The sequence below is a fragment of the Pseudoalteromonas sp. JC3 genome (assembly GCF_030291895.1).
In the GTDB taxonomy this organism is placed as follows: domain Bacteria; phylum Pseudomonadota; class Gammaproteobacteria; order Enterobacterales; family Alteromonadaceae; genus Pseudoalteromonas.
The window spans coordinates 17223-42714 of record NZ_CP127855.1; the positions used below are offsets into that span (position 1 = coordinate 17223).

The 25492-nt window shown below is 45.4% G+C and carries 23 protein-coding genes and 3 rRNA genes; 16 read left to right on the plus strand and 10 right to left on the minus strand.

Annotation, left to right across the window (positions count from 1 at the left end):
• The 4 genes from QSH61_RS00065 (at position 1) to QSH61_RS00080 (ending at position 3636) form a co-directional block, all read left to right on the plus strand.
• Positions 1-618 (plus strand): YigZ family protein, encoded by a 618-nt coding sequence (locus QSH61_RS00065; RefSeq protein ID WP_010604171.1) that lies wholly within the window; start codon positions 1-3, stop codon positions 616-618.
• 63 nt (positions 619-681) lie between these two features.
• On the plus strand, positions 682-2133 hold the full coding sequence (locus QSH61_RS00070) for a TrkH family potassium uptake protein (protein ID WP_010604172.1): 1452 nt from the start codon (positions 682-684) through the stop codon (positions 2131-2133).
• A gap of 157 nt (positions 2134-2290) precedes the next feature.
• The gene (locus QSH61_RS00075) at positions 2291-2824 is read left to right on the plus strand and encodes a hypothetical protein (RefSeq protein ID WP_227387647.1); all 534 of its coding nucleotides are present in this window, start codon (positions 2291-2293) and stop codon (positions 2822-2824) included.
• A gap of 128 nt (positions 2825-2952) precedes the next feature.
• A complete protein-coding gene (locus tag QSH61_RS00080; RefSeq protein WP_010604174.1) occupies positions 2953-3636 on the plus strand; it encodes a flagellar brake domain-containing protein in 684 nt (227 codons plus the stop codon).
• 75 nt (positions 3637-3711) lie between these two features.
• Here the strand turns inward: QSH61_RS00080 and trkA are convergent, their stop codons facing one another.
• From trkA to def, 4 genes are read right to left on the minus strand one after another with little or no spacing between them, the layout of a single operon-like run.
• Positions 3712-5088: a Trk system potassium transporter TrkA gene (trkA, locus tag QSH61_RS00085; RefSeq protein WP_010604175.1), complete on the minus strand. Its 1377-nt coding sequence runs from the start codon at positions 5086-5088 to the stop codon at positions 3712-3714.
• A gap of 22 nt (positions 5089-5110) precedes the next feature.
• Positions 5111-6394 carry a 16S rRNA (cytosine(967)-C(5))-methyltransferase RsmB gene (gene rsmB, locus QSH61_RS00090; RefSeq protein ID WP_206473613.1) on the minus strand — a complete coding sequence of 428 codons (1284 nt, stop codon included), beginning with the start codon at positions 6392-6394 and terminating at the stop codon, positions 5111-5113.
• Positions 6391-7338: a methionyl-tRNA formyltransferase gene (fmt, locus tag QSH61_RS00095; RefSeq protein WP_174170119.1), complete on the minus strand. Its 948-nt coding sequence runs from the start codon at positions 7336-7338 to the stop codon at positions 6391-6393. The genes rsmB and fmt overlap by 4 nt, the downstream gene beginning before the upstream one ends.
• Positions 7339-7371: 33 nt before the next feature.
• Entirely contained in the window at positions 7372-7884 is a 513-nt protein-coding gene (gene def / locus QSH61_RS00100) for a peptide deformylase (protein ID WP_102055799.1), read from the minus strand.
• A 117-nt stretch (positions 7885-8001) separates the two neighbouring features.
• On the opposite strand from def, the gene QSH61_RS00105 reads away from it, so the two are divergent.
• The 6 genes from QSH61_RS00105 (at position 8002) to hemF (ending at position 13009) form a co-directional block, all read left to right on the plus strand.
• Positions 8002-9141: a LysM peptidoglycan-binding domain-containing protein gene (locus QSH61_RS00105; RefSeq protein WP_174170118.1), complete on the plus strand. Its 1140-nt coding sequence runs from the start codon at positions 8002-8004 to the stop codon at positions 9139-9141.
• A 47-nt stretch (positions 9142-9188) separates the two neighbouring features.
• Complete coding sequence (gene dprA / locus QSH61_RS00110; RefSeq protein ID WP_102055801.1) at positions 9189-10271, plus strand: DNA-processing protein DprA; 1083 nt, start codon at positions 9189-9191, stop codon at positions 10269-10271.
• 4 nt (positions 10272-10275) lie between these two features.
• Positions 10276-10749, plus strand: a complete 474-nt coding sequence (locus QSH61_RS00115) for a DUF494 family protein (protein WP_010376797.1) — start codon at positions 10276-10278, stop codon at positions 10747-10749.
• Positions 10750-10947: 198 nt separating this feature from the next.
• Positions 10948-11514, plus strand: a complete 567-nt coding sequence (locus QSH61_RS00120) for a DNA topoisomerase family protein (RefSeq protein ID WP_174170117.1) — start codon at positions 10948-10950, stop codon at positions 11512-11514.
• Positions 11511-12089: an L-threonylcarbamoyladenylate synthase type 1 TsaC gene (gene tsaC / locus QSH61_RS00125; RefSeq protein WP_010604182.1), complete on the plus strand. Its 579-nt coding sequence runs from the start codon at positions 11511-11513 to the stop codon at positions 12087-12089. The genes QSH61_RS00120 and tsaC overlap by 4 nt, the downstream gene beginning before the upstream one ends.
• An 8-nt stretch (positions 12090-12097) precedes the next feature.
• Positions 12098-13009: an oxygen-dependent coproporphyrinogen oxidase gene (gene hemF, locus QSH61_RS00130; protein ID WP_010604183.1), complete on the plus strand. Its 912-nt coding sequence runs from the start codon at positions 12098-12100 to the stop codon at positions 13007-13009.
• Positions 13010-13056: 47 nt separating this feature from the next.
• Here the strand turns inward: hemF and QSH61_RS00135 are convergent, their stop codons facing one another.
• Both QSH61_RS00135 and QSH61_RS00140 read right to left on the minus strand, forming a co-directional pair.
• Entirely contained in the window at positions 13057-14664 is a 1608-nt protein-coding gene (locus QSH61_RS00135; RefSeq protein WP_069021911.1) for a methyl-accepting chemotaxis protein, read from the minus strand.
• Positions 14665-14769: 105 nt separating this feature from the next.
• Positions 14770-15219, minus strand: a complete 450-nt coding sequence (locus tag QSH61_RS00140; RefSeq protein ID WP_010379482.1) for a group II truncated hemoglobin — start codon at positions 15217-15219, stop codon at positions 14770-14772.
• 29 nt (positions 15220-15248) lie between these two features.
• On the opposite strand from QSH61_RS00140, the gene aroE reads away from it, so the two are divergent.
• Together aroE and QSH61_RS00150 are read left to right on the plus strand one after the other, a co-directional pair.
• Entirely contained in the window at positions 15249-16061 is an 813-nt protein-coding gene (gene aroE / locus QSH61_RS00145; protein ID WP_174170116.1) for a shikimate dehydrogenase, read from the plus strand.
• Positions 16062-16063: 2 nt separating this feature from the next.
• Positions 16064-16297 carry a DUF1488 family protein gene (locus QSH61_RS00150; protein ID WP_102055806.1) on the plus strand — a complete coding sequence of 78 codons (234 nt, stop codon included), beginning with the start codon at positions 16064-16066 and terminating at the stop codon, positions 16295-16297.
• Here QSH61_RS00150 and QSH61_RS00155 read toward each other — a convergent pair.
• Positions 16283-16828, minus strand: coding sequence for a gamma carbonic anhydrase family protein (locus tag QSH61_RS00155; RefSeq protein WP_039840733.1), 546 nt, complete (start codon positions 16826-16828; stop codon positions 16283-16285). The genes QSH61_RS00150 and QSH61_RS00155 overlap by 15 nt on opposite strands.
• Positions 16829-17395: 567 nt before the next feature.
• Between QSH61_RS00155 and QSH61_RS00160 the strand changes: the two genes are divergently transcribed.
• From QSH61_RS00160 to QSH61_RS00175, 4 genes are all read left to right on the plus strand, one after another.
• Positions 17396-18928, plus strand: a 16S ribosomal RNA gene (locus tag QSH61_RS00160).
• 266 nt (positions 18929-19194) lie between these two features.
• Positions 19195-22077 (plus strand): 23S ribosomal RNA (locus tag QSH61_RS00165).
• 239 nt (positions 22078-22316) lie between these two features.
• Positions 22317-22430, plus strand: a 5S ribosomal RNA gene (rrf, locus tag QSH61_RS00170).
• Together the 16S, 23S and 5S rRNA genes form the textbook arrangement of a ribosomal RNA operon.
• A gap of 478 nt (positions 22431-22908) precedes the next feature.
• Complete coding sequence (locus tag QSH61_RS00175; RefSeq protein ID WP_010378060.1) at positions 22909-23094, plus strand: hypothetical protein; 186 nt, start codon at positions 22909-22911, stop codon at positions 23092-23094.
• Positions 23095-23111: 17 nt separating this feature from the next.
• On the opposite strand, the gene QSH61_RS00180 is transcribed toward QSH61_RS00175, so the two are convergent.
• The 3 genes from QSH61_RS00180 to QSH61_RS00190 all read right to left on the minus strand — a co-directional run bounded on the left by QSH61_RS00180 (position 23112) and on the right by QSH61_RS00190 (position 25488).
• Positions 23112-23492: a hypothetical protein gene (locus tag QSH61_RS00180; protein ID WP_206472075.1), complete on the minus strand. Its 381-nt coding sequence runs from the start codon at positions 23490-23492 to the stop codon at positions 23112-23114.
• 8 nt (positions 23493-23500) lie between these two features.
• A complete protein-coding gene (locus QSH61_RS00185; RefSeq protein ID WP_174171018.1) occupies positions 23501-24001 on the minus strand; it encodes a hypothetical protein in 501 nt (166 codons plus the stop codon).
• 107 nt (positions 24002-24108) lie between these two features.
• Complete coding sequence (locus QSH61_RS00190) at positions 24109-25488, minus strand: class II fumarate hydratase (RefSeq protein WP_206472077.1); 1380 nt, start codon at positions 25486-25488, stop codon at positions 24109-24111.
• Positions 25489-25492 lie beyond the last annotated feature (4 nt).

Here is a 25492-nt window from a genome sequence, read left to right on the forward strand (position 1 = left end):
ATGTCTGAATATTTCATTCCGAGTGAATCAATTAGTCATCATGAGGAAATTAAGAAAAGCACGTTTATCGTACATTTGGCCCACACGCCAACCATCGAAGATGCTAAAGCGTTTATTAAGCAGATTAATGACGCGTATCCTGATGCACGGCACAATTGTTGGGCACACATAGCTGGGCCCCCTGGTGGCAGCCATGTGTTAGGGTTTTCTGATGATGGTGAGCCTAACGGGACCGCTGGTAAGCCAATGCTCAATGTGCTAATGGGATCAGGGATTGGTGAAATAACCGCGGTGACGACGCGTTATTTTGGCGGTATAAAACTTGGCACCGGGGGGTTGGTTAGAGCCTATGGAGGCACGCTTAATAACGCTTTAGCACAGCTAAGCACGACTAAAAAGGTACCGGCTTCTATTATTGTTGGTCACAGTGATTACCATCTCCAAGGTGTGATAGAGCAGCTATTACAAAGCCAGTTTACAGTGCTAAATTTAGATAAAGAATACACGGCTAATATTACCTGGCAAATAGCAGTAGATAGTCGTGAAACACAACAAATCATTGATGCTATTTATGAATTAACCAATGGTGTTGTATTATTTAAGCAACTCAAGGAGTAGGTTCTACTTCTTTACATTCACTAATTAACCTCTGGTTAAATAACAAAAAGCGCAGCGTACAAAATGCAATTTCGTACCATAATAAAAATACTCGGGCAGTTAGTCGCTCTATTTAGTATCACTATGGTGCCACCAGCCATTGTATCTTTGATATACAAAGATGGTGGTGGTGTACCTTTTGTTTTAGCTTTCATTTTTAGTGTGCTGATGGGTTTGTTTGCGTACTACCCAAACCGCAAGGAAAACGGCGATCTTAAAGCCAGAGAGGGCTTCTTAATCGTTGTTTTATTCTGGTTGGTACTGGGATCGTTTGCATCATTGCCGCTCATTTTCTTAGATAAACCGAATCTATCTTTAGCAGATGCCGTGTTTGAAGCTTTTTCTGGGCTGACAACTACTGGGGCTACGGTATTGACGGGTATAGAACATTTACCCAAAGCGGTATTATTCTATCGCCAGCAGTTGCAGTGGCTTGGTGGTATGGGGATCATCGTATTGGCCGTAGCCGTTCTTCCTATGCTTGGGGTTGGTGGCATGCAGTTATATCGTGCCGAAACACCAGGTCCAGTTAAAGACTCAAAGATGACACCGCGTATTGCCGATACCGCCAAGCACCTTTGGTATATCTATGTGTCTCTAACAGCAGCTTGTACGCTGGCTTACTGGATAGCAGGAATGAATTGGTTTGATGCTATCTGTCATGCGTTTGCTACGATAGCTATCGGTGGCTTCTCGACTTATGACGCTTCTATGGGCTACTTCGATAACCCGCTCATTAACGTTATTTGCGTCATCTTCTTGCTGATTGCTGCCATTAACTTCTCGCTACATTATGCTGCTGTGTCGAGCCGCAATATTAAAGCCTATTTGCGAGATCCTGAGTTTAAAGTCTTTCTATTTATCCAGTTAGCGTTGGTAGTGATTTGTTTTGCGGTATTATCGTCAAGCAATGTCTATGAAACGGGTGATGAAACCTTAGATCAAGCGATGTTTCAGGCTGTGTCAATTAGTACAACTGCTGGGTTTGCGACCGATAGCTTCTCAACGTGGCCGCTGTTTCTACCTATTCTCTTGATTTTCTCTAGCTTCATTGGTGGCTGTGCTGGTTCTACGGGTGGTGGGATGAAGGTTGTGCGTGTCTTCTTACTCTATTTACAGGGGATCCGCGAGCTTAATCGTTTAGTGCATCCACGCGCTATTTACTCGATAAAATTAGGCCGCAAGGCATTGCCTGATAAAGTGGTGGAAGCGGTGTGGGGGTTCTTCTCGGCTTATGCGCTGGTGTTTGTGATTATTATGATTGCATTACTGGGGACGGGACTCGATAACATTACTGCATTTTCAGCAACTGCGGCCTGTCTAAATAACTTGGGCCCAGGATTGGGAAGTGTTGCAGCGCACTACGGCGACATTAGCGATGCAGCAAAGTGGATCCTTACTCTTGCTATGGTCTTTGGCCGCTTAGAGATCTTCACGTTGTTAGTCTTATTTACTCCTACCTTCTGGCGTGGGTAACAGTGCTTAAGTTGTGGGCTCTTTTGCTAGGAGCCTACAACTGACAGTATCACTACCTTGTTTCTGCCACTTTGTGACAAGTTGTCATCTTCCTTTTGAACTTCGCAAAGAAAAAGTTAATAAAAATTTCAAAAACTCGGATTTTCGGGGTTTTCAAGTGTCAGTATTTTTACAACGATTTAACTTGGAGGCGACGATATTGCTTGCCACACGCTTTTCAGATAAAGGGTTTAAAGTGATTGAGGGATTTGCTGCTAGCCATGAGCAGGACTTGGGTATGCAGCTTATAGAACGAAGCGTAATACAGTTAAATAGCTTAATCAATGAGGTCGGTTACTTGCAACATAACCAGCCCACATTAGGTAGTGCTCAATCATATGACTTGTTTCATCAAATTGGCTGTGAGAGTGGTATACGGTTTGTTGTTCAAGTGATTTCAGAAAATGAGCTCTGGCAAAAGCGCCAAATACCAGCGATTGTCGATGACTTCGAGACGGAGGGAGCAGGCTGCTTATTCAAGCATGATGTCTCGGGTATATTATTTGTTGCTAAGCGTAACGGCGAACCTATGATGTTGTTTATTGAGGATAACGAGCTTGGTATGCCACAAAGTTCGCTTGAGGTACAAAGTAAAATGATGACGTTAAGAGATGGTGCGATAGTATTAAAAAGCCATTTTTTAGTCAAATAAACGGATCTTTGTTAGGTATTGCTGATGATCGGGGAGTTGTAATTAATCTGAATTCAGTTTTAAATGGCCTTCCGCTAAAACTGCTACAATAAAAAAGTAGTAGAGTGAACTCAGGAAGGGTTGGATCCATGTTAAAAACTCAAGAGGTTGGGCAAGAAACTTTGCTCACCGCAATCAGCGCTGGAAGTATTGTTGATTTAGAAATTTGTTTACCGGCAAATAGTAAAAGAATAAAAACAGAATATGTCGGTATGCTACAAGGGGCGTTTTTAATTCTTAACCATCCCAACCCTAAGCGATTAGGCGCGGCGCTGGACTTTGTTATGGAAGGGACTTCGGTTATCGTTCGGGCTTTGCTCGAAAATGGTGATGGCCAAGTCATTGCATTCAAATCGCAAATCAAAGCGGTTTCAGTCCATCCCGCGCGGCTTATTTTTCTCTATTTACCCGAAAAGGTACAAACATACAAACTCCGCTCGCAAAACCGGGTGCCAACCTTAATCCCCGCTAAGTTTCACTGTCATGGCAGCAAAGATGTTGGGGTAATAAAGGACATCTCACTTGCTGGTTTACAGCTCGACTTAACGTCAATTGATGCTGAACATATGGAAGAAGGTTTAAAGTGCGAAGTGTTTATCGAAGGTAAAGAAGGGAATCAGATCTCGCTAGAAGGGGATATTCGGCGTATAAAAAGTCATGAGCAAATCGTCTCTCTAGGCATTCACTTAACCTCAGAACCAGAAATAATCCGCAGCGTATTAAAAGACTATTTAATCGATTTATCTATTTTTCAAGACCAACAAGATACCTAGTGAGTACGGCGCTTTACACCATTTAAATGAGATAATTCACCCTTAAAATTGATTGGAGAATTAACTCAATTGGCATTAAACGAATAAAGCGCTTACCTGGAAGAGTTTTTCCACAACACCGATTTGCTTTTTATCGATTAGGAACATGATCACATGGTCGCCAGAGAGAATTATAGTATCGTCATGTGCGATCAGTACATCTTCATCACGGACAATGGCACCGATAGTCGCACCCGGCGGTAATTTGATATCGCGAATAGCACGACCGACAACCTTAGAGGTGTTTTCATCGCCATGTGCTACAGCTTCAATGGCCTCTGCAGCACCTTTACGCAATGAATAAACGTTAACGATATCTCCACGACGAACATGGGTGAGTAGCGCTGATATAGTCGCTTGCTGTGGTGAGATGGCAATATCAATGTCGCCACCTTGCACGAGGTCGACATAGGCACCACGTTGAATAAGCGCCATGGTCTTTTGTACGCCCATACGTTTTGCAAGCATCGCAGCCATAATATTGGCTTCGTCGTCGTTCGTCACCGCGATGAACACGTCTACTTGCTCTATATGTTCTTCTGATAGCAGTTCTTGGTCTGAGGCATCGCCACAAAAAACTACTGTATTATCAAGCGTTTCAGATAGTTGTGTGGCACGAGCTTGATTGCGTTCAATAAGCTTGACGCTATGGTTCTTGTCTAATGAACTTGCCAATCCCGCACCTATGTTACCGCCACCGGCAATCATAATTTTCTTGTAAGAGCGTTCGAGCTTTTGTAGCTCGTTCATGACCGCACGAATATGCTTGGTTGCGGCGATAAAGAAGACTTCATCATCGGCTTCAATTACGGTGGTGCCGAGTGGCTTGATGGCTTTGCCTTGGCGATAAATAGCGGCAACGCGGGTGTCGACGTTTGGAATATGCTCTTTTAATGCAGAAAGTGCATAGCCAACGAGTAAACCGCCGTAATAAGCTTTAACCGCCACGAGTGACAGCATGCCCTCTGCAAATTGCAACACCTGCAAAGCGCCTGGGTAATCTATTAGCCTGCGGATATATTGCGTTACTAGCTGCTCCGGTGCGATGTAATGGTCGACCGGTAGGTCGTCATTGTGAAACAGCTTTTCTTTGTACTTTAAGTATTGCTCAGAGCGGATCCGCGCAATTTTGGTTGGCGTATTGAAAATACTATAGGCAACCTGGCACGCAACCATATTAACCTCATCCGAGCTGGTTACGGCGATTATCATGTCGGCGTCCTCAGCACCTGCTTGACGTAAGATCTCAGGGTGAGCACTGTGGCCAGTGACTCCCTGTAGATCGTATTTGTCTTGCAGCTCTCTTAAGCGCTCGCCATCGATGTCGACAACGGTAATTTCATTTTCTTCACCGACGAGGTTTTCTGCCAGTGTCCCGCCGACTTGGCCGGCGCCTAAGATGATGATTTTCATATTGGTTATGGTCGATTTTCTATTATTGTTTTGTCAACTTTGCGTAGTAAAACCCATCACTCAATCCGGGTAATAGCTGCAAGCCTGGTTGTGTTTGTGTGTCTGCATCGTGCAAAGGTACAAGCGTTGCATCAGGGGTCGCAGAAAGAAAGCGTGCGATCTGTTGCTGGTTCTCTTGTGGCAGTACCGAGCAGGTAGCATAAACTAGTGTGCCACCGGGCTTAAGCAATGGCCAGATTTTATCAATAATTTGTGCCTGTAACGTCACCAAGTTATCAATATCAGAAGCACGTCTTAGCCATTTGATGTCCGGGTGTCTTCTAATAACGCCAGTTGCAGAGCAAGGTACATCCAATAAGATGCGATCATATTGCTCGTCATCCCACCATGCTTCGGGGTCACTTGCATCGCCCTCAAGGCATTTGGCCGACAATCCAATCCGCTCAAGGTTTTGCTCTACACGTAGCAAGCGGTCACCATCAGCATCAATTGCAGTCACTTTGGCATCTGCCAACTCCAAAATATGGCAAGTCTTACCGCCAGGGGCGGCACAAGCATCAAGGATATTTTCACCTGCTTGTGGTGCTAATAATCTCGCGGCTTTTTGGGCAGCGGCGTCTTGCACTGAGCAAGCGCCAGCAGCAAATTGTGGTAGTGCGTAAACGTCGATTGGGCTATCAAGTAAGATCCCGTCAGGGTATTCGCTATGAAGCTGATAGGCTACCCCTTCTTGGTCTAGCAGAGCTGCATAATCGGCAGTAGAGAATTGCGATTGGTTAACACGCAGCCACATTGGTGCTTGTTGTTGGTTCGCTTCTAAAATAGCTTGCCATTGAGTTGGGTAAGCTGCTTTTAGTTGATTGATAAACCAGCCTGGGTGGTTGTATAAACAAGCTGGGATTTCGGCAGCGCTGGTTTCTAATTCGACCTGATGACGTTGGAAGCTGCGTAAAATTGCATTAACTAAGCCTTTCATGCCGGGCGCTCTTAGTGGCGTAAGTGCGTTTACAGTTTCGGCTACTGCAGCATGAGCTGGTACACGCATATGTTGCAGTTGGTAAATACCCACATACAGCAAAAACTGGAAAACACGGCGCTTACCTTTAAGTGGTTGCTCAAGTAATTGCTGGCAATAATGTTCAAGCGAAGGCAAGTACCTTAATACGCCATAGCAAATTTGCTGTAGCAAGGCTTTGTCTTTACCGTCTAACTGGCTGGTGGCAAGTGGTAATTGAGCACTTAACGATGCGCCTTTATCGACGACTTGAAATAGGGTTTGGGCGGCAAGTGCGCGAACATTACTCACGCTTCACCAACCTTAGCACCAATTGCTACCCAGTCAGCTCGACCATTCAAAAAGTCTTGTGCAGACATGGGCTTTTTACCTTGTGGTTGCAAGGTGTGAATTTCTAATGACTGTGTGCCACAGGCAATTACAATACCGTGCTTGTCCGCACGTAGCACATGTCCTGCATCACCTTGTTCGTCAACTACCTTCGCTTGCCAAATCTTGACGCTGTTACCCGCCATATTGGTAAAGCAAACCGGCCATGGATTAAATGCGCGGATGTTACGTTCAATTTGCGCGGCTTCCATCTGCCAGTCAATCTCGGCTTCTTCTTTGCTTAGTTTCTTAGCATAATTCGCTAGCGTATCGTCTTGCTTTTCTGGCGTGATCTCGCCCGCAGATAAGCGTGCTAGCGTATCGATCAGTGCATCAGGGCCAAGTTCAGCAAGCTTGTTGTAGAGATCTGCACTGGTATCAGTAGCTGTAATAGGGCAGCGGGCGATGTGCAACATATCACCGGTATCTAGGCCCTCATCCATTTGCATGATGGTTACGCCAGTTTCATTGTCGCCAGCCCAAATAGCACGCTGAATAGGCGCTGCGCCTCGCCATCGTGGTAAAATTGAGCCATGAACATTCAGGCACCCAAGTCGAGGAGTATCTAAAATAGTTTTTGGTAATAATACTCCGTAGGCAACAACAATCATGACATCGGCATCAAGCGCGGCTAGCTCTGCCTGTGCGTCCGATGTTTTTAATGATTGCGGTTGTAGCACTGGCAGGTTGTGTTCTTGTGCTAATACTTTTACTTCACATGCTTTGAGCTTTTTACCACGTCCAGCTGGACGGTCGGGTGGGCAGTACACTGCCACGACGTCATGTTGTGATTGAATAAGTGCGTCAAGGTGGCGCGCTGCAAAATCAGGCGTGCCTGCGAAAACGATACGCAAAGGATTACTCACGAAATACCCTAAAATCAGTTGGTTGGAGATTGGTTAAGCTTGCTTTGCAGCGAACTTAGCTTCTTTTTCAAGCTTCTTACGAATACGGTCACGTTTAAGTGGTGATAGGTAATCGATAAATAGCTTACCAACTAAGTGGTCTAATTCGTGTTGAATACAAACGGCAAGCAAACCATCAGCGTCCAGCTCATATGTTTCACCACGTTCGTTCGTTGCCTTTACCGTGACCGTTTCAGCGCGATCTACTTTTGCGTATGAATATGGTACTGACAAGCAGCCTTCTTCGCTCACTGTAGTACCATCGCGTTTGGTTATTTCTGGGTTGATTAATACGCGTGGCTCATCGCGCTCTTCAGAAACGTCAATAACGACGATACGCTGATGAATATCAACTTGCGTAGCCGCAAGGCCGATACCATTTTCATCATACATTGTTTCCAGCATGTCTTTAACTATTTGACGTACTTCGTCATTAACCTCTGCTACAGGCTGTGCAACAGTGCGTAAACGCTCGTCTGGAAACTTTAAAACTTCTAATATAGCCATGATTACCCTAAATCAATTTATCGTGTAAGCTAGTGTATGGTCTTATTTTAGCCATTCAAGTTCCCCTTTAACAGGTTTTGGTGGATAATAACCAAAAATAACCACAAGGAAGCCATCATGAAATATCCGATTGCTGCATTAATACTCGCTAGCTGCTCTGTTTTCTCTGTGAAAGCGGACACTTTGGCTGTAAAAGCAGATGCACCACAGCGTTATGTGGTGAAAAAAGGCGATACCTTGTGGGATATTTCAAAAATGTACCTACGTTCTCCATGGAAGTGGAAGCAATTGTGGCAGTGGAATCCTAGTATTCAAAACCCAGATCTGATTTATCCAGGAGACAGTCTTAAGCTACTTTACGATGAAAATGGCAATCCAATACTGGTGTTAGACAAAGGTGTGAAGAAGCTGTCACCGCATACACGTATTGTTAACCAAAAAGTGGCTGCTATTCCTACCTTGCCACTACCCATCATGGAACCGTTTTTGCGTTTCGAGCAAGCACTTTCTGAGTCGGAGTTTTCTGATAGCCCAATTGTACTGGGAGCTAATCGAAATATTAAAAATGCGACTCCGGGTCATCTTTTGTATGTTAAAGCTGATTTAGTAAAAGGTGGGCACTATGCCATCTATCGTCGCGGTGAAATCTATCGTGCAATAGATAGCCAACAATTGCTTGGCTTGGAAGCTGTGTTAGTTGGTTCTGGCCACGTGGTTGAGCAAGGTGACCTAGCTGCGGGGCGTCCGGCAAAGCTACAGTTAGAGGTTGCCAAACAAGAGGTTAGAGCTGGGGATATTGTACTACCCATATCTACCGGACAAAGCTTTCCGGCACAGTTTTCTATGTCTCGTCCTGAGGAGCAAACTTTGGGCCGTATTATTGCGAGCGATAATAAGCTCAGAGAGTTTAGTACCATGAGTGTTGTGGTACTAGATGTGGGTAGTAAAGCACGGCTAAAAGAGGGACATGTCCTTGATATTATAAGGCAATCACCTACAGTTATAGAAAGTCAACACGGTCCGCGCTATATTGAAGATGCATCACGACTTGACAAACTGATCACCGAAATGGGATCTTGGTTTGGTGAGGAAAACGATGACGATAGTGTGGTATGGCATATGCCAAAGGAAAAAGTCGGTGAGCTGATGGTCTTTAAAGTGTATGAAGACTTAAGCTACGCTATGGTTGTTGAAACTTCGGAGCCGATCCGCGTTGGTGATCATGTACAAGCATTCAAGGAAACTGCCAGTAACTAGGTGGTAGAATTTCTCCTTGAGTGAGTCAGTAAACTCAAGGAGAGAGTATGAAACAAGCTAAACTAGCTCAAGCTTTGGCATTAACCCTTTGCCAAGGGCTGGGTATCAAAACCATCACTGCATTACTTAATCACGTCTCCCTTGCGCAATTATTCACATTAAGCCAAGTTGAGCTTTGTCAGCTTGGGCTACAAGAAAATGTTGCTGCCAATTTAGCGAGCACAGATTGGTCTCGTATCGAGCACATATTGGCTTATTGTCAATGTCAGCAAATTCATGTTGTATCTTTGTTTTCTCCTGAGTACTCCGAGCAACTAAAAGAGATCTGTAACCCTCCCTTAGTGCTCTTTTGCAGAGGGAACATTGCGTTATTAAAACAACCACAAATTGCGGTTGTCGGTAGTCGTAGTTCAACGAGAACTGGGCTTGGGCTTGCACATGAGTTTGCACAGGGCTTAAGTCGCTCGGGGTTGGTGGTGACGTCGGGTATGGCAAGAGGGATTGATGGCGCAGCGCACCAAGGTGCACTTGATGTTCAAGGAGGAACCATTGCTGTGCTAGGGACTGGTGTTGATGTTGTTTACCCCAAACGCCATCAACGACTTTATGAAGACATCGTACAGCATGGTTTGGTGGTGAGTGAATTCTTACCAAATACTCAAGCAAATAGTAATCACTTTCCGCGGCGTAATCGCATAATCTCAGGTTTATCTTTGGGTGTTTTGTTGGTTGAAGCCGAAGTAAAAAGTGGCTCGCTGATTACTGCACGCTATGCACTGGAGCAAAACAAGGAAGTATTTGCGATCCCTGGCTCAATTAAAAATCGATTAAGTAGCGGTTGTCATTACTTGATTAAGCAAGGCGCAAAACTCACCGAAAATATTGAGGATATTTTGGAAGAAGTGAGCTTTTTTTGTGAAAACAGTCTATATAGTATAGAAATAGGGGAGCAAAAAGAGGAGCAATGTCCCGTATTAGAAAACCTTGGCTTTGAGGTGACGTCAGTCGACACTTTAACGCAAAGGACCCAGTGGCCAGTAGAACAGGTGATTGCCAGACTATTGGACCTAGAACTCGAAGATAAAGTAGAGCGTGTACTCGACGGCTACATAAAACTCGCGAGGGGTTAAGAAGATGTTTGATATTTTAATGTATTTATTTGAGAACTATATTCACAGTGAGGCAGAAATCTTTGTCGAACAAAATGAACTCACCGATGAACTCCTTCGCGCCGGCTTTAATCAAGGCGAAATATACAAAGCGCTTGATTGGCTTGAGCAACTTGCAGATTTACAACACAGTGACGAAAACCCCTATTTAAATGCTAAACCGGACCATGCAACGCGGATCTACACCGACAGCGAATGCAATATGCTAGACGTTGAAAGCCGTGGTTTTTTAATGTTTGTGGAACAAGTCGGAGTGATTGACAGTACCACCAGAGAAATGGTGATGGATCGCTTATTCGCGTTGGATAAAACCTATATCAGCCTAGATGATTTAAAGTGGGTGATACTAATGGTGCTATTTAATGTGCCGGGTAAAGAACATGCTTATGCGCAGATGGAAGATCTGATTTTTACCGAGCCTGCATCTGTAGTTCATTAACTCTGCTCTAGCATGGCAAGTTTCCTTCGGTAAGTTGAGGTTCTGGTTTCAGCTTACCGCCTTTCAAATAATGTTCCTGCTTAGTTGAAAACACTGATATCAAATACTTGCAAGGGGGAATTTCCATCATTTCCTTGACCCTAAAAACGAGGCTATTATATTAGGCGCATACTTGCACAAGGGGGCGGTGGTAAAGCGATGAGTAAAATAGACCATGCATTATTTAATGCAGACAAACATGCATTAGAAAAAGAGTATGAAGTATGCCCAGAATGTGGCTCTGAGCTGGTAATCAAAAACAGTAAAAATGGTCCATTTATTGGCTGCGCTAGCTACCCGACTTGTGATTATATTCGCCCGCTCGCACATCATGATAGCCATGTAATTAAAGTACTAGAAGATGTGGCTTGTCCTGAATGTGGCAAAGATCTAGTGATAAAAAATGGCCGCTACGGCATGTTTATTGGCTGTACTGGGTATCCTGATTGCCACTATATTGGTTATGAAGATGCGCCACCCACAGCGGCGTTGCCTGCGTGTCCAAAATGCCAAAAAGGCAACCTAATTCAGCGTAAAAATAAGTTTGGTAAACACTTTTATAGCTGTGACACTTACCCAAGTTGTAAGTATACCTTGAACGCCAAGCCTGTAGAGCAGGCTTGTCCTGAGTGTCATTGGCCCGTGCTGGTGGAGAAAACCCGAGCGGGTAAAGCTGTGCTACAATGCCCGCAGAAATCATGTCAAAAGATAGTGGAAATACCGTGAGTAATGACAATAAAGCGGATGCTGCGACAATAACAACGCCCGAGTCGGCACTTCAAGCTGGCAAAGTGATCTGTTATCCAACGGAAGCCATTTATGGTTTAGGTTGTGATCCTGATAACCAAGATGCGGTCACTAAGTTGCTAACAATCAAATCTCGACCCATAGAAAAAGGGTTAATCTTAATTGCCGACAATTATGGTCAATGTTTGCCCTACGTGGATGACAATAAAATCCCGATGGATAAGCGCGCTGATATTTTTTCGTCATGGCCAGGCGCCATTACTTGGTTATTGCCAGCGAAAGCCAGTACGCCGCATTGGTTAACAGGGGGACACGACACTATCGCTATTCGTGTTACTAGCCATCCCATTGTAAAGCAGTTGTGTCAACGTTTTGGTAAGCCGATTGTATCTACCAGTGCCAATGTAACGGGTCAAACTCCAGTTGTTTCGTTGTCGGAAGCTCGTAGCCAGTTTGGCTCGCAAGTTGGCTATTATGTTGAAGGTGAGTTAGGCGGTAATACGACCCCAAGCGTCATCAAAAATGCAATGACTGGCCAAGTGATCCGAGGATAAAAAGTACCATGAGTAAAATAAACCTAGAGACCGTAAAAGCCTTTTTATTACAACTACAAGATAATATCTGCCAAGGCTTAGAGGCTGCCGATGGTAACGCTCAGTTTGTTGAAGATGCCTGGGAGCGTGCTGAAGGTGGTGGCGGTCGCACTCGCGTGATCCGTAATGGCGATGTTATTGAGCAAGGCGGGGTAAACTATTCACATGTTTTTGGCGCTTCCATGCCAGCCTCTGCGACGGCACACCGTCCAGAGTTAGCAGGCAGAAGCTTCCATGCCTGTGGGGTATCTTTAGTGATCCACCCGAAGAATCCCAATATTCCAACTAGCCACGCCAATGTGCGTTTTTTTATTGCTGAGAAAGAAGGTGAAGAGCCGATTTGGTGGTTTGGTGGCGGTTTTGATTTAACCCCATTTTATCCAGTTCTTGATGATGTGAAGCACTGGCACCAAGTAGCAAAGGATTTGTGCGCACCATTTGGTGACGCGGTATACGGTGACTACAAAAAGTGGTGTGATGAATATTTCTATTTAAAACATCGAGATGAGACTCGAGGTGTGGGTGGTTTATTCTTTGATGACTTAAACCAATGGGGCTTTGAAAAGAGCTTTGCATTTATGCAAGCTGTTGGTAATGGCTTCCTTGATGCTTACCTGCCTATTATTGAAAAACGCAAAGATACACCGTATAGCGAACAAGAGCGTCAATTCCAGCTATATCGCCGAGGCCGTTACGTTGAATTTAATCTGGTATGGGATAGAGGCACATTGTTTGGTCTACAAACAGGTGGACGTACCGAGTCTATTTTAATGTCGATGCCACCTTTGGCACGTTGGGAGTATGACTTCCAGCCAGAGCCAGGATCGAAAGAAGCTGAGCTTTATAATTATCTTACGCCAAAGAATTGGCTGGCGATGTAATAGAGTAAAAAAGGAGCCGAGGCTCCTTTTTACTCTTAGCTATTCACTTAGTTTAATTTAAATCCGCGCACTTGCTCATCCAAATCGCGCGCAAGGGTGAGCAACTCTTCACTGATCTGTTTTGAGCCATGGGCATCAACTAGCGAGCGCTCAGCATTATCGCTAATCGCCACTACGCTACGATTGATTTCTTCAGCGGCCAAGTTTTGCTGCTCAGTGGCATCGGCAATTTGCAGGTTTAAGGCATTAATTTCGTGCATCTGTGTCGAGATGTCTTTAAGCGCTTGTGCCACTTTCTTGACCTGATGTGCGCGGTCATCTGCTTCTTCGCAAGAAGCACTCATTGCTGCCACGGTTTGCTGTGCCTCGGACTGTAGTTTATCGATAGTGCGTTTGATTTCATCGGTTGAGTCATGTGTTCGTGTCGCAAGTGTTCTGACTTCGTCCGCAACAACCGCAAACCCTCTTCCTGCTTCCCCGGCTCGTGCGGCCTCTATTGCTGCATTGAGCGCTAAGAGGTTGGTTTGCTCCGCGATACTACTGATCACTTCGAGTACTTTACCCACTTCTAGTGTTTGTGCTTGAAGCTGAGAAACTTGTTCTGCAGCTTGCCTTACATCTTGTGCTAATTGGTTGATACTTTGCTCAGTATGATTAGCAACAGCCATGCTTTCCTCCGCGAGGTGATTGCTGCTATCAGACTTTTCTGATGCAAAGTGGGTGGTATTTTTTACTTCACTTGAAGAGCTTTCAAGCTCATTAATTGCGGCTGCAACAGAGTCCGTCCCTTGTTTTTGCTCTTGAATGGCCAGCTCGGTAGTTTCAGCTGAAGCATATATAGATTCTGCTGAGTGAATAAGTATTTTTGAAGAGTTGGATAACTGCGCAATATTGTCTTTAAAGCTATCCATCATTTTATTGAAGTTAATCGCCAAGCGTCCAAGCTCGTCATCGACTTGGTCGTCTATTCGTAATGATAAGTCTTTGTTCGTCGTTGCGAGGCGCATGGTTCGGCCTAGCGTTTTTAGTCGTACTATAAAGAGCTTCCTAAAAAGTACGCCTAAAATCACAAAGGTGGTAATAAAGATAGCAGAGAGAAGCGCAGTGCTAAACCATGTATTAGTGTGTACCGTATTATCAATATCATCCAAAGAGTAGCTGATCCGCACAACACCGAGCACATCGCCTTCCTTTGCCTGATGACAACCCAAGCAATTTGTTCCTTTATAGCTTTCTTTGGCCACCATCGGCTTTAAATAAGTCATGATGCGACTACCGTCGCGCTGTTCAATAACTAAGGTTTCTTTCCCGTTCAATGCATCAAATTCAGCCTCAGAGTTAGGTGCTTGATTTGCATTACCTGGACCGTAAAGCTTATTAACTTGCTCGGAGCGGATAATATGCGCATCTTCGATATTTGGATGATTGCGAATTTTATCACTCAGAATTTCACGGTTTGCCATGGTGCCGGTCAGCATCATAGTATTGATAGAGTCAAAGTAATTATCTGCCAGTAGCTTAATATTACTTTCGACGGTTTCTTCAGCGAGCGTCTTTTGTTGACTGCTGCTACTAAGGATACTGGCAATCAAGACGAGCACGCCCGTCACAGCCAGTAACGCATAAATTTTATGTTGAATAGATTTCACACGCATCGCACCTGTACACAATTAGAACAGTGATTATGCATCTCTACTCAAGAGCGGGATTTGACCTAGCGCAAAATAGCCGTGTAATTTTAATTAACTAGTACTTTAGTTTTATTCCTGATTAATCATATGTGTCGCAAGCTGAGCGAGGGACTGCCTTAATCCTTCTCTTAATAATGGATTTCCTACCTCTAAGTCTAATGCTTTATTCATGCAGTGCATCCATTGATCCCGTAAATCTTGGTCGATAGGGAAGGGCATATGGCGCATTCTTAGGCGTGGGTGACCATATTTCTCTGCAAATAAATCGGGCCCGCCTAACCAACCAGAAAGAAATTCAAAAAATACCTGTCTGATCCTATCTAATGGCTGTGGATGCATATCGTAAAGCGGCTTTGCATAGGGGTCGGTTGCCATAATATCGTAAAAGCGGTTGGCAAGATCGCGGGCACCTTGTTCTCCACCAATGATTTCATAAGGTGTTTTTTCTGGCGTGGGGGCACTATTTGTTTGTTCTACGGTTGCATCTTTATTAAAGATACGTTTAATTAACTGCTTCATAATGACTCTTTCAAGGCGCTCTTATAACGATGGACAAATACGCGGTATTCGGTAATCCGATAAAGCATTCTAAATCGCCGGCAATCCATGCGCAATTCGCACAGCAATGCCAGCAGCAATTAGAATACGAGGCTATTTTGGCACCAGAAGATGCCTTTATTCAAACTGCATCGACATTTTTTGCCCAAGGTGGTTGTGGTGCGAATGTGACTTTACCTTTTAAAGAGCAGGCATTTGCCTTTGCAGATACCCTCACCGAACGAGCTAAGCTCGCTGGTGCCGTCAATACCCTAATCAAACAGCAAGATGGCAGTATTACAGGCGATAATACTGATGGTGCAGGTCTGGTACGAGATCTCATGAAACACCAAACTAAACTTGAGGGAGCTAACGTACTATTGATTGGTGCAGGTGGCGCCGCCAAAGGCTGTATCTATCCGCTCCTCCAGGCCGGAGCAAAACGGATCGTCGTGACCAATCGTACTGAGTCAAAGGCATTGCAACTAGCAGAGCAATTTTCCTCGTATGGAGAGGTTACAGGGTGTGGCTTAAACAATACCCCCGACATTGGTTTCGATATTGTGATTAACTCCACCTCATCGAGCATCACAGGGCAAGTGCCAGATGTTAGCCCTACTGTTATTACATCCTGCGTAGTTGCCTACGATATGTTCTACAGCGACCAGCAAACAAGTTTCTTAGACTGGGTGGCGCAACATAATCAACAAACGCAATTGATTGATGGCATAGGTATGTTAGTTGAGCAGGCCGCAGAAGCGTTTTACCAATGGCGAGGGGTGAGACCTGATACGTCCGAAATATTTAGGCTTATTAGAGGGTAAATATGAACCAAGCAATACTGTTTAATGATGACATCAGTTATCAACAGGGAGAATTGACGTTTACGGCGATGGCCAATGGTCAGCTGATCCGCTGTAAAATTGCAACCAAGCTTGAGCAGGAAGCTGCAATAGCACACTTTGCTCAGCACCAATTCGATTATGAAATGCAGGCTGAGCAATTAATAGAGGATGAAGCGTTTAATGAGGCGGGAGAGATAAGTTTAGCTTTCCTCTAAATATTCATCTTTGAGTTCCACGTAATTTTGGGCGGACACTTTTAAAAATTGTAACTCTTGTTCGGTGAGGGGTCTGGCTTGTTTTACCGGACTACCGACATATAAAAAACCGGACTCAAGATTTTTATTAGGCGGGACAAGTGCACCACCACCAATAATAACGTCATCTCCTACGGTGACGTTATCCATAATAATTGCACCCATACCTACGAGAATACGATTACCAAGTTTGCAACCATGCAACATGACTTTATGGCCAACAGTCACATCATCACCAATAATAAGCGGGTAACCGTTAGGTACTGAAGCGCTCTTTCTTGTTAAATGCAGTACGCTTCCGTCTTGAACATTGGTTCGTTTCCCTATCTTGATGTAGTTCACATCGCCTCTGGCTGCAACCAATGGCCAAACGCTGCTGTCTTCGCCAATTTCAATATCACCGACCAAAACGGATGATTCATCAATATAAACGCCTTGTGCCAAGCGCGGGGATTTACCTTTATAACTTCTAAGCATGTCTAGATTACTCATCTCTCGTGTCTTGTGTCACTAGTGTAGAGTGTTGAATTGTAAAACTCTAGTACGAAAAAACTGCAAAAAGATAAGTAAAAGTGTCAAAAATAAGCGCTTCGCTTCATTTTTGCTCGAACAAACGTTTTTTCGCAATTTTCTTTAAAAAAAGGGTTGCACTAAAATCGGATCGCCCTATAATGCGACCCCACTGACACGGAGCGCTACGCTGAAAAGCAAAGCAGCAACGAGTTAGCGTCAAGTAAAGCTTAGGTTCGAAACTTCTTATAAAGAAATTCAAAATTAAGTGTTGACAAAAAATTGGGAATGCTTAGAATGCACATCCCTCGAAACAACGAAATGTTTCGAAATGTTCTTTAAAAATATGAAGCAATCATCTGTGTGGGCACTCGTACAGATTGAGTTCTAACAGCAGATTCTAGTTCGCTAGATGACGCAAACAAATTTAGAGTCTCAATTGTAACTGAGTGACTATATAGTCAATTCGTTTTGATTTTACTTTTTTGAAAAGTAGAAACAAACAATCAGAATTCAATGAGCACGAAGCTTAGGCTTCAAAAAAACTTTTAATTGAAGAGTTTGATCATGGCTCAGATTGAACGCTGGCGGCAGGCCTAACACATGCAAGTCGAGCGGTAACATTTCTAGCTTGCTAGAAGATGACGAGCGGCGGACGGGTGAGTAATGCTTGGGAACATGCCTTGAGGTGGGGGACAACCATTGGAAACGATGGCTAATACCGCATGATGTCTACGGACCAAAGGGGGCTTCGGCTCTCGCCTTTAGATTGGCCCAAGTGGGATTAGCTAGTTGGTGAGGTAAAGGCTCACCAAGGCGACGATCCCTAGCTGGTTTGAGAGGATGATCAGCCACACTGGAACTGAGACACGGTCCAGACTCCTACGGGAGGCAGCAGTGGGGAATATTGCACAATGGGCGCAAGCCTGATGCAGCCATGCCGCGTGTGTGAAGAAGGCCTTCGGGTTGTAAAGCACTTTCAGTCAGGAGGAAAGGTTAGTAGTTAATACCTGCTAGCTGTGACGTTACTGACAGAAGAAGCACCGGCTAACTCCGTGCCAGCAGCCGCGGTAATACGGAGGGTGCGAGCGTTAATCGGAATTACTGGGCGTAAAGCGTACGCAGGCGGTTTGTTAAGCGAGATGTGAAAGCCCCGGGCTTAACCTGGGAACTGCATTTCGAACTGGCAAACTAGAGTGTGATAGAGGGTGGTAGAATTTCAGGTGTAGCGGTGAAATGCGTAGAGATCTGAAGGAATACCGATGGCGAAGGCAGCCACCTGGGTCAACACTGACGCTCATGTACGAAAGCGTGGGGAGCAAACAGGATTAGATACCCTGGTAGTCCACGCCGTAAACGATGTCTACTAGGAGCTGGGGTCTTCGGACAACTTTTCCAAAGCTAACGCATTAAGTAGACCGCCTGGGGAGTACGGCCGCAAGGTTAAAACTCAAATGAATTGACGGGGGCCCGCACAAGCGGTGGAGCATGTGGTTTAATTCGATGCAACGCGAAGAACCTTACCTACACTTGACATACAGAGAACTTACCAGAGATGGTTTGGTGCCTTCGGGAGCTCTGATACAGGTGCTGCATGGCTGTCGTCAGCTCGTGTTGTGAGATGTTGGGTTAAGTCCCGCAACGAGCGCAACCCCTATCCTTAGTTGCCAGCGATTCGGTCGGGAACTCTAAGGAGACTGCCGGTGATAAACCGGAGGAAGGTGGGGACGACGTCAAGTCATCATGGCCCTTACGTGTAGGGCTACACACGTGCTACAATGGCAGGTACAGAGAGCAGCGAGCTAGCGATAGTGAGCGAATCCCTTAAAGCCTGTCGTAGTCCGGATTGGAGTCTGCAACTCGACTCCATGAAGTCGGAATCGCTAGTAATCGCAAATCAGAATGTTGCGGTGAATACGTTCCCGGGCCTTGTACACACCGCCCGTCACACCATGGGAGTGGGTTGCTCCAGAAGTGGATAGTCTAACCTTCGGGGGGACGTTCACCACGGAGTGATTCATGACTGGGGTGAAGTCGTAACAAGGTAGCCCTAGGGGAACCTGGGGCTGGATCACCTCCTTATACGATTTAGAACTTATTTGTTCGAAGTGTCCACACAGATGATTGTTGCTTGGCCTGATGGCTAAGTGATATTGCTCTTTAAAAATTTGGAAAAGCTGAAAAATTAAATTCTGATAGATAACGAAAGTTATTTATCGAGTTTTCGAAAGAAAATGCCGATTAATCATTTCGATGATTAATTAGCGTCTACTTTAGTATTCAATATTAACTTCTGGCGAAGTTAAACTGTCTTTAGCAGTACAACTTAAAACTATTTTGGGTTGTATGGTTAAGTGACTAAGCGTACACGGTGGATGCCTTGGCAGTTGGAGGCGATGAAGGACGTACTAACTTGCGATAAGCCTAGTCAAGCCAGTAAGAGGCGCTTGAGACTAGGATTTCCGAATGGGGAAACCCACCTGCTTGCAGGTATCGTTAACTGAATACATAGGTTAACGAGGCGAACGCGGAGAACTGAAACATCTAAGTACCCGTAGGAAAAGAAATCAACCGAGATTCCGAAAGTAGCGGCGAGCGAAATCGGAGCAGCCCTTAAGCTTTAGTGTAGTTAGTGGAATATGCTGGAAAGCATGACGAAACAGGGTGATAGTCCCGTACACAAAAACTTATCTAAAGTGAAATCGAGTAGGTCGGAGCACGTGAAACTTTGACTGAATATGGGGGGACCATCCTCCAAGGCTAAATACTCCCAACTGACCGATAGTGAACCAGTACCGTGAGGGAAAGGCGAAAAGAACCCCTGTGAGGGGAGTGAAATAGAACCTGAAACCGTGTACGTACAAGCAGTAGGAGCCTACTTGTTGGGTGACTGCGTACCTTTTGTATAATGGGTCAGCGACTTATATTCTGTAGCGAGGTTAACCATTTAGGGGAGCCGTAGCGAAAGCGAGTCTTAACTGGGCGATTAAGTTGCAGGGTATAGACCCGAAACCCGGTGATCTAGCCATGGGCAGGTTGAAGGTTGAGTAACATCAACTGGAGGACCGAACCCACTAACGTTGAAAAGTTAGGGGATGACCTGTGGCTAGGAGTGAAAGGCTAATCAAACCGGGAGATAGCTGGTTCTCCCCGAAATCTATTTAGGTAGAGCCTCGGACGAATACTTACGGGGGTAGAGCACTGTTAAGGCTAGGGGGTCATCCCGACTTACCAACCCTTTGCAAACTCCGAATACCGTAAAGTAATATCCGGGAGACACACGGCGGGTGCTAACGTCCGTCGTGGAGAGGGAAACAACCCAGACCGTCAGCTAAGGTCCCAAAGTGTATGTTAAGTGGGAAACGATGTGGGAAGGCTAAAACAGCTAGGAGGTTGGCTTAGAAGCAGCCACCCTTTAAAGAAAGCGTAATAGCTCACTAGTCGAGTCGGCCTGCGCGGAAGATGTAACGGGGCTAAACATACCACCGAAGCTACGGCTGCGAATTTATTCGCGGGGTAGGGGAGCGTTCTGTAAGTGGCTGAAGGTGTGCCGGGAGGCATGCTGGACATATCAGAAGTGCGAATGCTGACATGAGTAACGACAAGAGGAGTGAAAAACTCCTCCGCCGGAAGACCAAGGGTTCCTATCCCATGTTAATCAGGGTAGGGTGAGTCGACCCCTAAGGCGAGGCTGAAGAGCGTAGTCGATGGGAAACGGGTTAATATTCCCGTACTCGGTATGAATGCGATGGGGGGACGGAGCAGGCTAGGCAAGCATGGCGTTGGTTGTCCATGTGAAAGGCTGTAGGCTGGTGACTTAGGAAAATCCGGGTTGCCAAGGCTGAGAGTCGAGACGAGCCACTAAGGTGGTGAAGTTGTTGATGCCCTACTTCCAGGAAAAGCCTCTAAGCTTCAGTTCATACTGAATCGTACCCTAAACCGACACAGGTGGTCAGGTAGAGAATACTAAGGCGCTTGAGAGAACTCGGGTGAAGGAACTAGGCAAAATTGTACCGTAACTTCGGGAGAAGGTACGCTCTTGTTTGTGAAGGACTTGCTCTGTAAGCAAACGAGAGCCGCAGTGACCAGGTGGCTGGGACTGTTTATTAAAAACACAGCACTGTGCAAAATCGTAAGATGACGTATACGGTGTGACACCTGCCCGGTGCCGGAAGGTTAATTGATGGGGTTAGCTTAGGCGAAGCTCTTGATCGAAGCCCCGGTAAACGGCGGCCGTAACTATAACGGTCCTAAGGTAGCGAAATTCCTTGTCGGGTAAGTTCCGACCTGCACGAATGGTGTAACCATGGCCACGCTGTCTCCACCCGAGACTCAGTGAAATTGAAATCGCAGTGAAGATGCTGTGTACCCGCGGCTAGACGGAAAGACCCCGTGAACCTTTACTACAGCTTGGCACTGAACATTGACCCTACATGTGTAGGATAGGTGGGAGGCTTTGAAGCAGGAACGCTAGTTTCTGTGGAGCCGACCTTGAAATACCACCCTTGTAGTGTTGATGTTCTAACTTAGGCCCCTGAATCGGGGTTGAGGACAGTGCCTGGTGGGTAGTTTGACTGGGGCGGTCTCCTCCCAAAGAGTAACGGAGGAGCACGAAGGTTTGCTAAGTACGGTCGGACATCGTACGGTTAGTGTAATGGTAGAAGCAAGCTTAACTGCGAGACAGACACGTCGAGCAGGTACGAAAGTAGGTCATAGTGATCCGGTGGTTCTGAATGGAAGGGCCATCGCTCAACGGATAAAAGGTACTCCGGGGATAACAGGCTGATACCGCCCAAGAGTTCATATCGACGGCGGTGTTTGGCACCTCGATGTCGGCTCATCACATCCTGGGGCTGAAGTCGGTCCCAAGGGTATGGCTGTTCGCCATTTAAAGTGGTACGCGAGCTGGGTTTAGAACGTCGTGAGACAGTTCGGTCCCTATCTGCCGTGGGCGTTTGAGAATTGAGAGGGGCTGCTCCTAGTACGAGAGGACCGGAGTGGACGAACCGCTGGTGTTCGGGTTGTGATGCCAATTGCATTGCCCGGTAGCTACGTTCGGAACTGATAACCGCTGAAAGCATCTAAGCGGGAAGCAGGCCTCGAGATGAGTTCTCACTTTGACTTAGAGTCAACTGAAGGGCCGTTGAAGACTACAACGTTGATAGGCGAGATGTGGAAGTGCTGTGAGGCATTAAGCTAACTCGTACTAATTACCCGAGAGGCTTAACCATACAACGCCAAAGTGGTTTACTAAAATTGTTCCAGACAATTCCTAGCATGACCTCCATCCATGGAGGCCTTAGCTAACAGAAGTTAATAGACTAAAGTAGACAAAAGAATTTAATCGCTTTTCCGGATTTAAGAATTAAACAAGGTGACCAACCTAAGCGGTATCGCGAAATCGGTTCACCTTGCGCAAATGGAATGCTCGTGCGAGGCACGATGTCATTAGACATTTGCACCCAGTTTTCCTGGTGACTATAGCGTTTTGGACCCACCTGACCCCATGCCGAACTCAGAAGTGAAACAAAACAGCGTCGATGATAGTGTGGATTACCCATGTGAAAGTAGAACATCGCCAGGGCCAAATAAGAGAAACCCGTTGCAGCAATGCGACGGGTTTTTTGCTGTTCGGGGTAAAGTACTTCCATGTAGCATCTCCCCTTCGCGCGTCCTTGCGCTCACTTCCTCGAACTGCGAAGCGGTGCTTCGGTTTCTCGTCACCCAAACTCAGAAGTGAAACAAAACAGCCGAAGGGTCGGCCCCGGTCAATGATAGTGTGGGCTTCCCATGTGAAAGTAGAACATCGTCAGGGCCTTATAAGAAAAACCCGTTGCAGTAATGCGACGGTTTTTTTGCTATGTGTGATTTAAAAATCTCGCGAGGTTTTCTAAACCTAAGTAAATGCGCTCCTACCACAGTATAGGCACAGTGCAACATGGTAGGAGGTGGTTTATCCACCGAGCATTTGTAAGCGAGAAGCTGCTATATGGTTTTATGCAATAAGGGCTATAAGGAAGGGTCAATTAACGATATGATGGGCTAAAAAGCGGGGATTTAGCGTGTCATTTCATTTAATTGCACTGTTGGTAATATTTGCATTGTTTGGTACTTCAGCCACTTACTTAATTCGCTTTATGTATAGCTATTGGATTAAGAAGCAGCTTGAAGTGAAGTACATTATTAATGCGAGTATTTGTGCGCTGTTAGTGATGGTGATCTCAGTGATCAATGAGCTTATCCGATAACCTGAGTGCTCATCAGTCTATAGAGGCACAGCCTGACAGGTATGGGCAATACATAGTGTTTGTATTGGCATCACAGGTTCACAACTAACCGCTGGCGCTTTTCCTTTGTTATTCAGCTTTTCTTGCTCTGTAATGGCGCTAACGGCTGCTTCTACATCTTGCTCATCAGTATGCTTCGTTGAATAGATCAGGTATTCTCTTGGTCCACCACAGGTTAATCGCTCACCTACTCCAATTACTTTACACTGATAGCTTGCATCACATCCTATATTTGCTCTTATATCGCTGAGTGTATACGTAGCATTCGAGCGACTTGTTGCATCGCTTGGTGTCATTTCACAGCCAGATAACGCTGCAATTAGCGTGCCGATGCAAGCGAGAGAAATAGCTAACTTCATTATTGCCTCTAGTATGTAGGACGACTATTTTCTAGTTTAACACACTTATTTTCAACGCATTGTGTTGCGGGTTCAATTAAATGCTGACAGATACTCATCATCTGATTTTGCATATTATAGGCGCGCTCTAATGTAGTAATTTGCTCCGCTAACTGCTTAACTTGGGCCTCATCTGCTGATCTTGTTGAATACACTAGATAAGAAGAGGGGCCACCACAGGCACGATCGCCAACGGCAATGACTTTACACTGGGTATCGTTATCACAGCTTTTGTCGGCCACGACGCTTTCCAATGATTGTTTATGGGTTTTGATGTCAGAGGTATCGAGCTTTTTACCATCTTGTTGAATAGGTAAGCTTGCTTCTTTTGATTCTTTAATTTCGGTGTGCTTTTCGCTTACAGGCTTGGTCTCTTGTGCTTTTTGTTCTACAGCCTCTTCTTTAGTTACTTCTTCTTGGCAACCAAACAGCAAAAAGGTTGCAAGTAAAGTGGGGATCATCTTGTTCATTATATGCTCTCCTAATGTTTGCTAAATAAACTACGCAAGTCCTTAAGGAATAGCAAGCTCTGCAGCCTGCATACACTATATGTGATTGCAGGCTGTGAGGGACAGCGCTATAGTAGACCGCCTTTGGTGAGTTTTTGTGGGTCGAGTAATGATTGGAGCTCGTGTTCACTCAGATCGGTTTGCTCAGCAGCGACCTCTATGATTGGACGCCCTTCTTTGTAGGCAAGCTTGGCAATTTGTGCTGCTTTTTCATACCCGATCACAGGATTTAACGCGGTAACTAAAATCGGGTTTTTAGCCAGTGCCTTTTGAATATTCTGCTCATTCACCTTAAAGCTTGAAATAGCTTTGTCCGCAAGTAGCCTCGCGGTATTTGAGAGGATCTCAATGCTTTGCAAAATATTTAATGCAATCACTGGCAGCATAACATTCAGCTCAAAATTGCCAGACTGGCCTGCAACACTAATCGTTGCGTCATTACCTATCACTTGAGCACTGGCCATTGCAGCCGCTTCTGGAATAACTGGGTTTACTTTACCTGGCATGATTGAAGAGCCTGGCTGTAGCGCTTCAAGCTCGATTTCACCTAGGCCAGCAAGCGGTCCTGAATTCATCCAGCGCAAGTCATTGGCTATCTTCATTTGTGCTACTGCAAAGGTTTTAAGTTGGCCTGAAAGTCCCACAATCGCGTCTTGTGAGCCGATATGATAGAAAAAGTTATTGCCTTTACTGAAACGGATCCCGATGTTAGTGCTCAGGTTTTGGCTAAATAATTTAGCGAACTGAGGATCGGCATTAATACCTGTGCCTACCGCTGTTCCACCTTGACCTAACTCGTAGACTTTTTCTAAGGAATGAACAATGCCCTGACAGGCATTATCTACTTGCGCTTGCCAGCCACTTAATGTTTGTGCAAAGGTCACTGGCATTGCATCCATCAAGTGCGTCCGGCCAGTTTTGACGTGATGACCAACTTGCTCTACTTTTTGTTCAATACTACTAGATAAGTGTTTTAGTGCTGGCAGAAGGTCATACACTGCTGTGATTGCACTACTCACGTGAATCGCTGTTGGGATCACATCGTTTGAGCTTTGGCCCATGTTAACGTCATCATTAGGATGAATTGCGACACCGCTTAACTCAGTCGCCAACGTGGCGATCACCTCGTTGGCATTCATATTTGAACTGGTACCAGAGCCAGTCTGAAAGACATCTACCGGAAATTGATCTAAGTGTTTGCCATCAATTAGCTGCTGACAGGCACTCACAATTGCTTTTGCTTTATCACTTGATAGATGGCCAAGGGATTGATTGGTTTCTGCTGCGGCTTGTTTGATATAGGCCAAGGCTTTGATAAAGCTACTTGGCATTGTGATCCCGCTAATAGGAAAGTTATTTACAGCGCGTTGTGTTTGCGCCTTGTAGAGCGCATGCTCAGGAACATCTAATGTTCCCATACTATCGGATTCTTGACGAAATGTAGTCATCGTT

Coding starts and splice junctions, on each gene's coding strand:
- QSH61_RS00065 (WP_010604171.1), top strand. CDS start 1: ATGTCTGAATATTTCATTCCGAGTGAATCAATTAGTCATCATGAGGAA.
- QSH61_RS00070 (WP_010604172.1), top strand. CDS start 682: ATGCAATTTCGTACCATAATAAAAATACTCGGGCAGTTAGTCGCTCTA.
- QSH61_RS00080 (WP_010604174.1), top strand. CDS start 2,953: ATGTTAAAAACTCAAGAGGTTGGGCAAGAAACTTTGCTCACCGCAATC.
- trkA (WP_010604175.1), bottom strand. CDS start 5,088: ATGAAAATCATCATCTTAGGCGCCGGCCAAGTCGGCGGGACACTGGCA.
- def (WP_102055799.1), bottom strand. CDS start 7,884: ATGGCTATATTAGAAGTTTTAAAGTTTCCAGACGAGCGTTTACGCACT.
- QSH61_RS00105 (WP_174170118.1), top strand. CDS start 8,002: ATGAAATATCCGATTGCTGCATTAATACTCGCTAGCTGCTCTGTTTTC.
- dprA (WP_102055801.1), top strand. CDS start 9,189: ATGAAACAAGCTAAACTAGCTCAAGCTTTGGCATTAACCCTTTGCCAA.
- QSH61_RS00115 (WP_010376797.1), top strand. CDS start 10,276: ATGTTTGATATTTTAATGTATTTATTTGAGAACTATATTCACAGTGAG.
- QSH61_RS00120 (WP_174170117.1), top strand. CDS start 10,948: ATGAGTAAAATAGACCATGCATTATTTAATGCAGACAAACATGCATTA.
- hemF (WP_010604183.1), top strand. CDS start 12,098: ATGAGTAAAATAAACCTAGAGACCGTAAAAGCCTTTTTATTACAACTA.
- QSH61_RS00135 (WP_069021911.1), bottom strand. CDS start 14,664: ATGCGTGTGAAATCTATTCAACATAAAATTTATGCGTTACTGGCTGTG.
- QSH61_RS00140 (WP_010379482.1), bottom strand. CDS start 15,219: ATGAAGCAGTTAATTAAACGTATCTTTAATAAAGATGCAACCGTAGAA.
- aroE (WP_174170116.1), top strand. CDS start 15,249: ATGGACAAATACGCGGTATTCGGTAATCCGATAAAGCATTCTAAATCG.
- QSH61_RS00150 (WP_102055806.1), top strand. CDS start 16,064: ATGAACCAAGCAATACTGTTTAATGATGACATCAGTTATCAACAGGGA.
- QSH61_RS00155 (WP_039840733.1), bottom strand. CDS start 16,828: ATGAGTAATCTAGACATGCTTAGAAGTTATAAAGGTAAATCCCCGCGC.
- QSH61_RS00180 (WP_206472075.1), bottom strand. CDS start 23,492: ATGAAGTTAGCTATTTCTCTCGCTTGCATCGGCACGCTAATTGCAGCG.
- QSH61_RS00185 (WP_174171018.1), bottom strand. CDS start 24,001: ATGAACAAGATGATCCCCACTTTACTTGCAACCTTTTTGCTGTTTGGT.
- QSH61_RS00190 (WP_206472077.1), bottom strand. CDS start 25,488: ATGACTACATTTCGTCAAGAATCCGATAGTATGGGAACATTAGATGTT.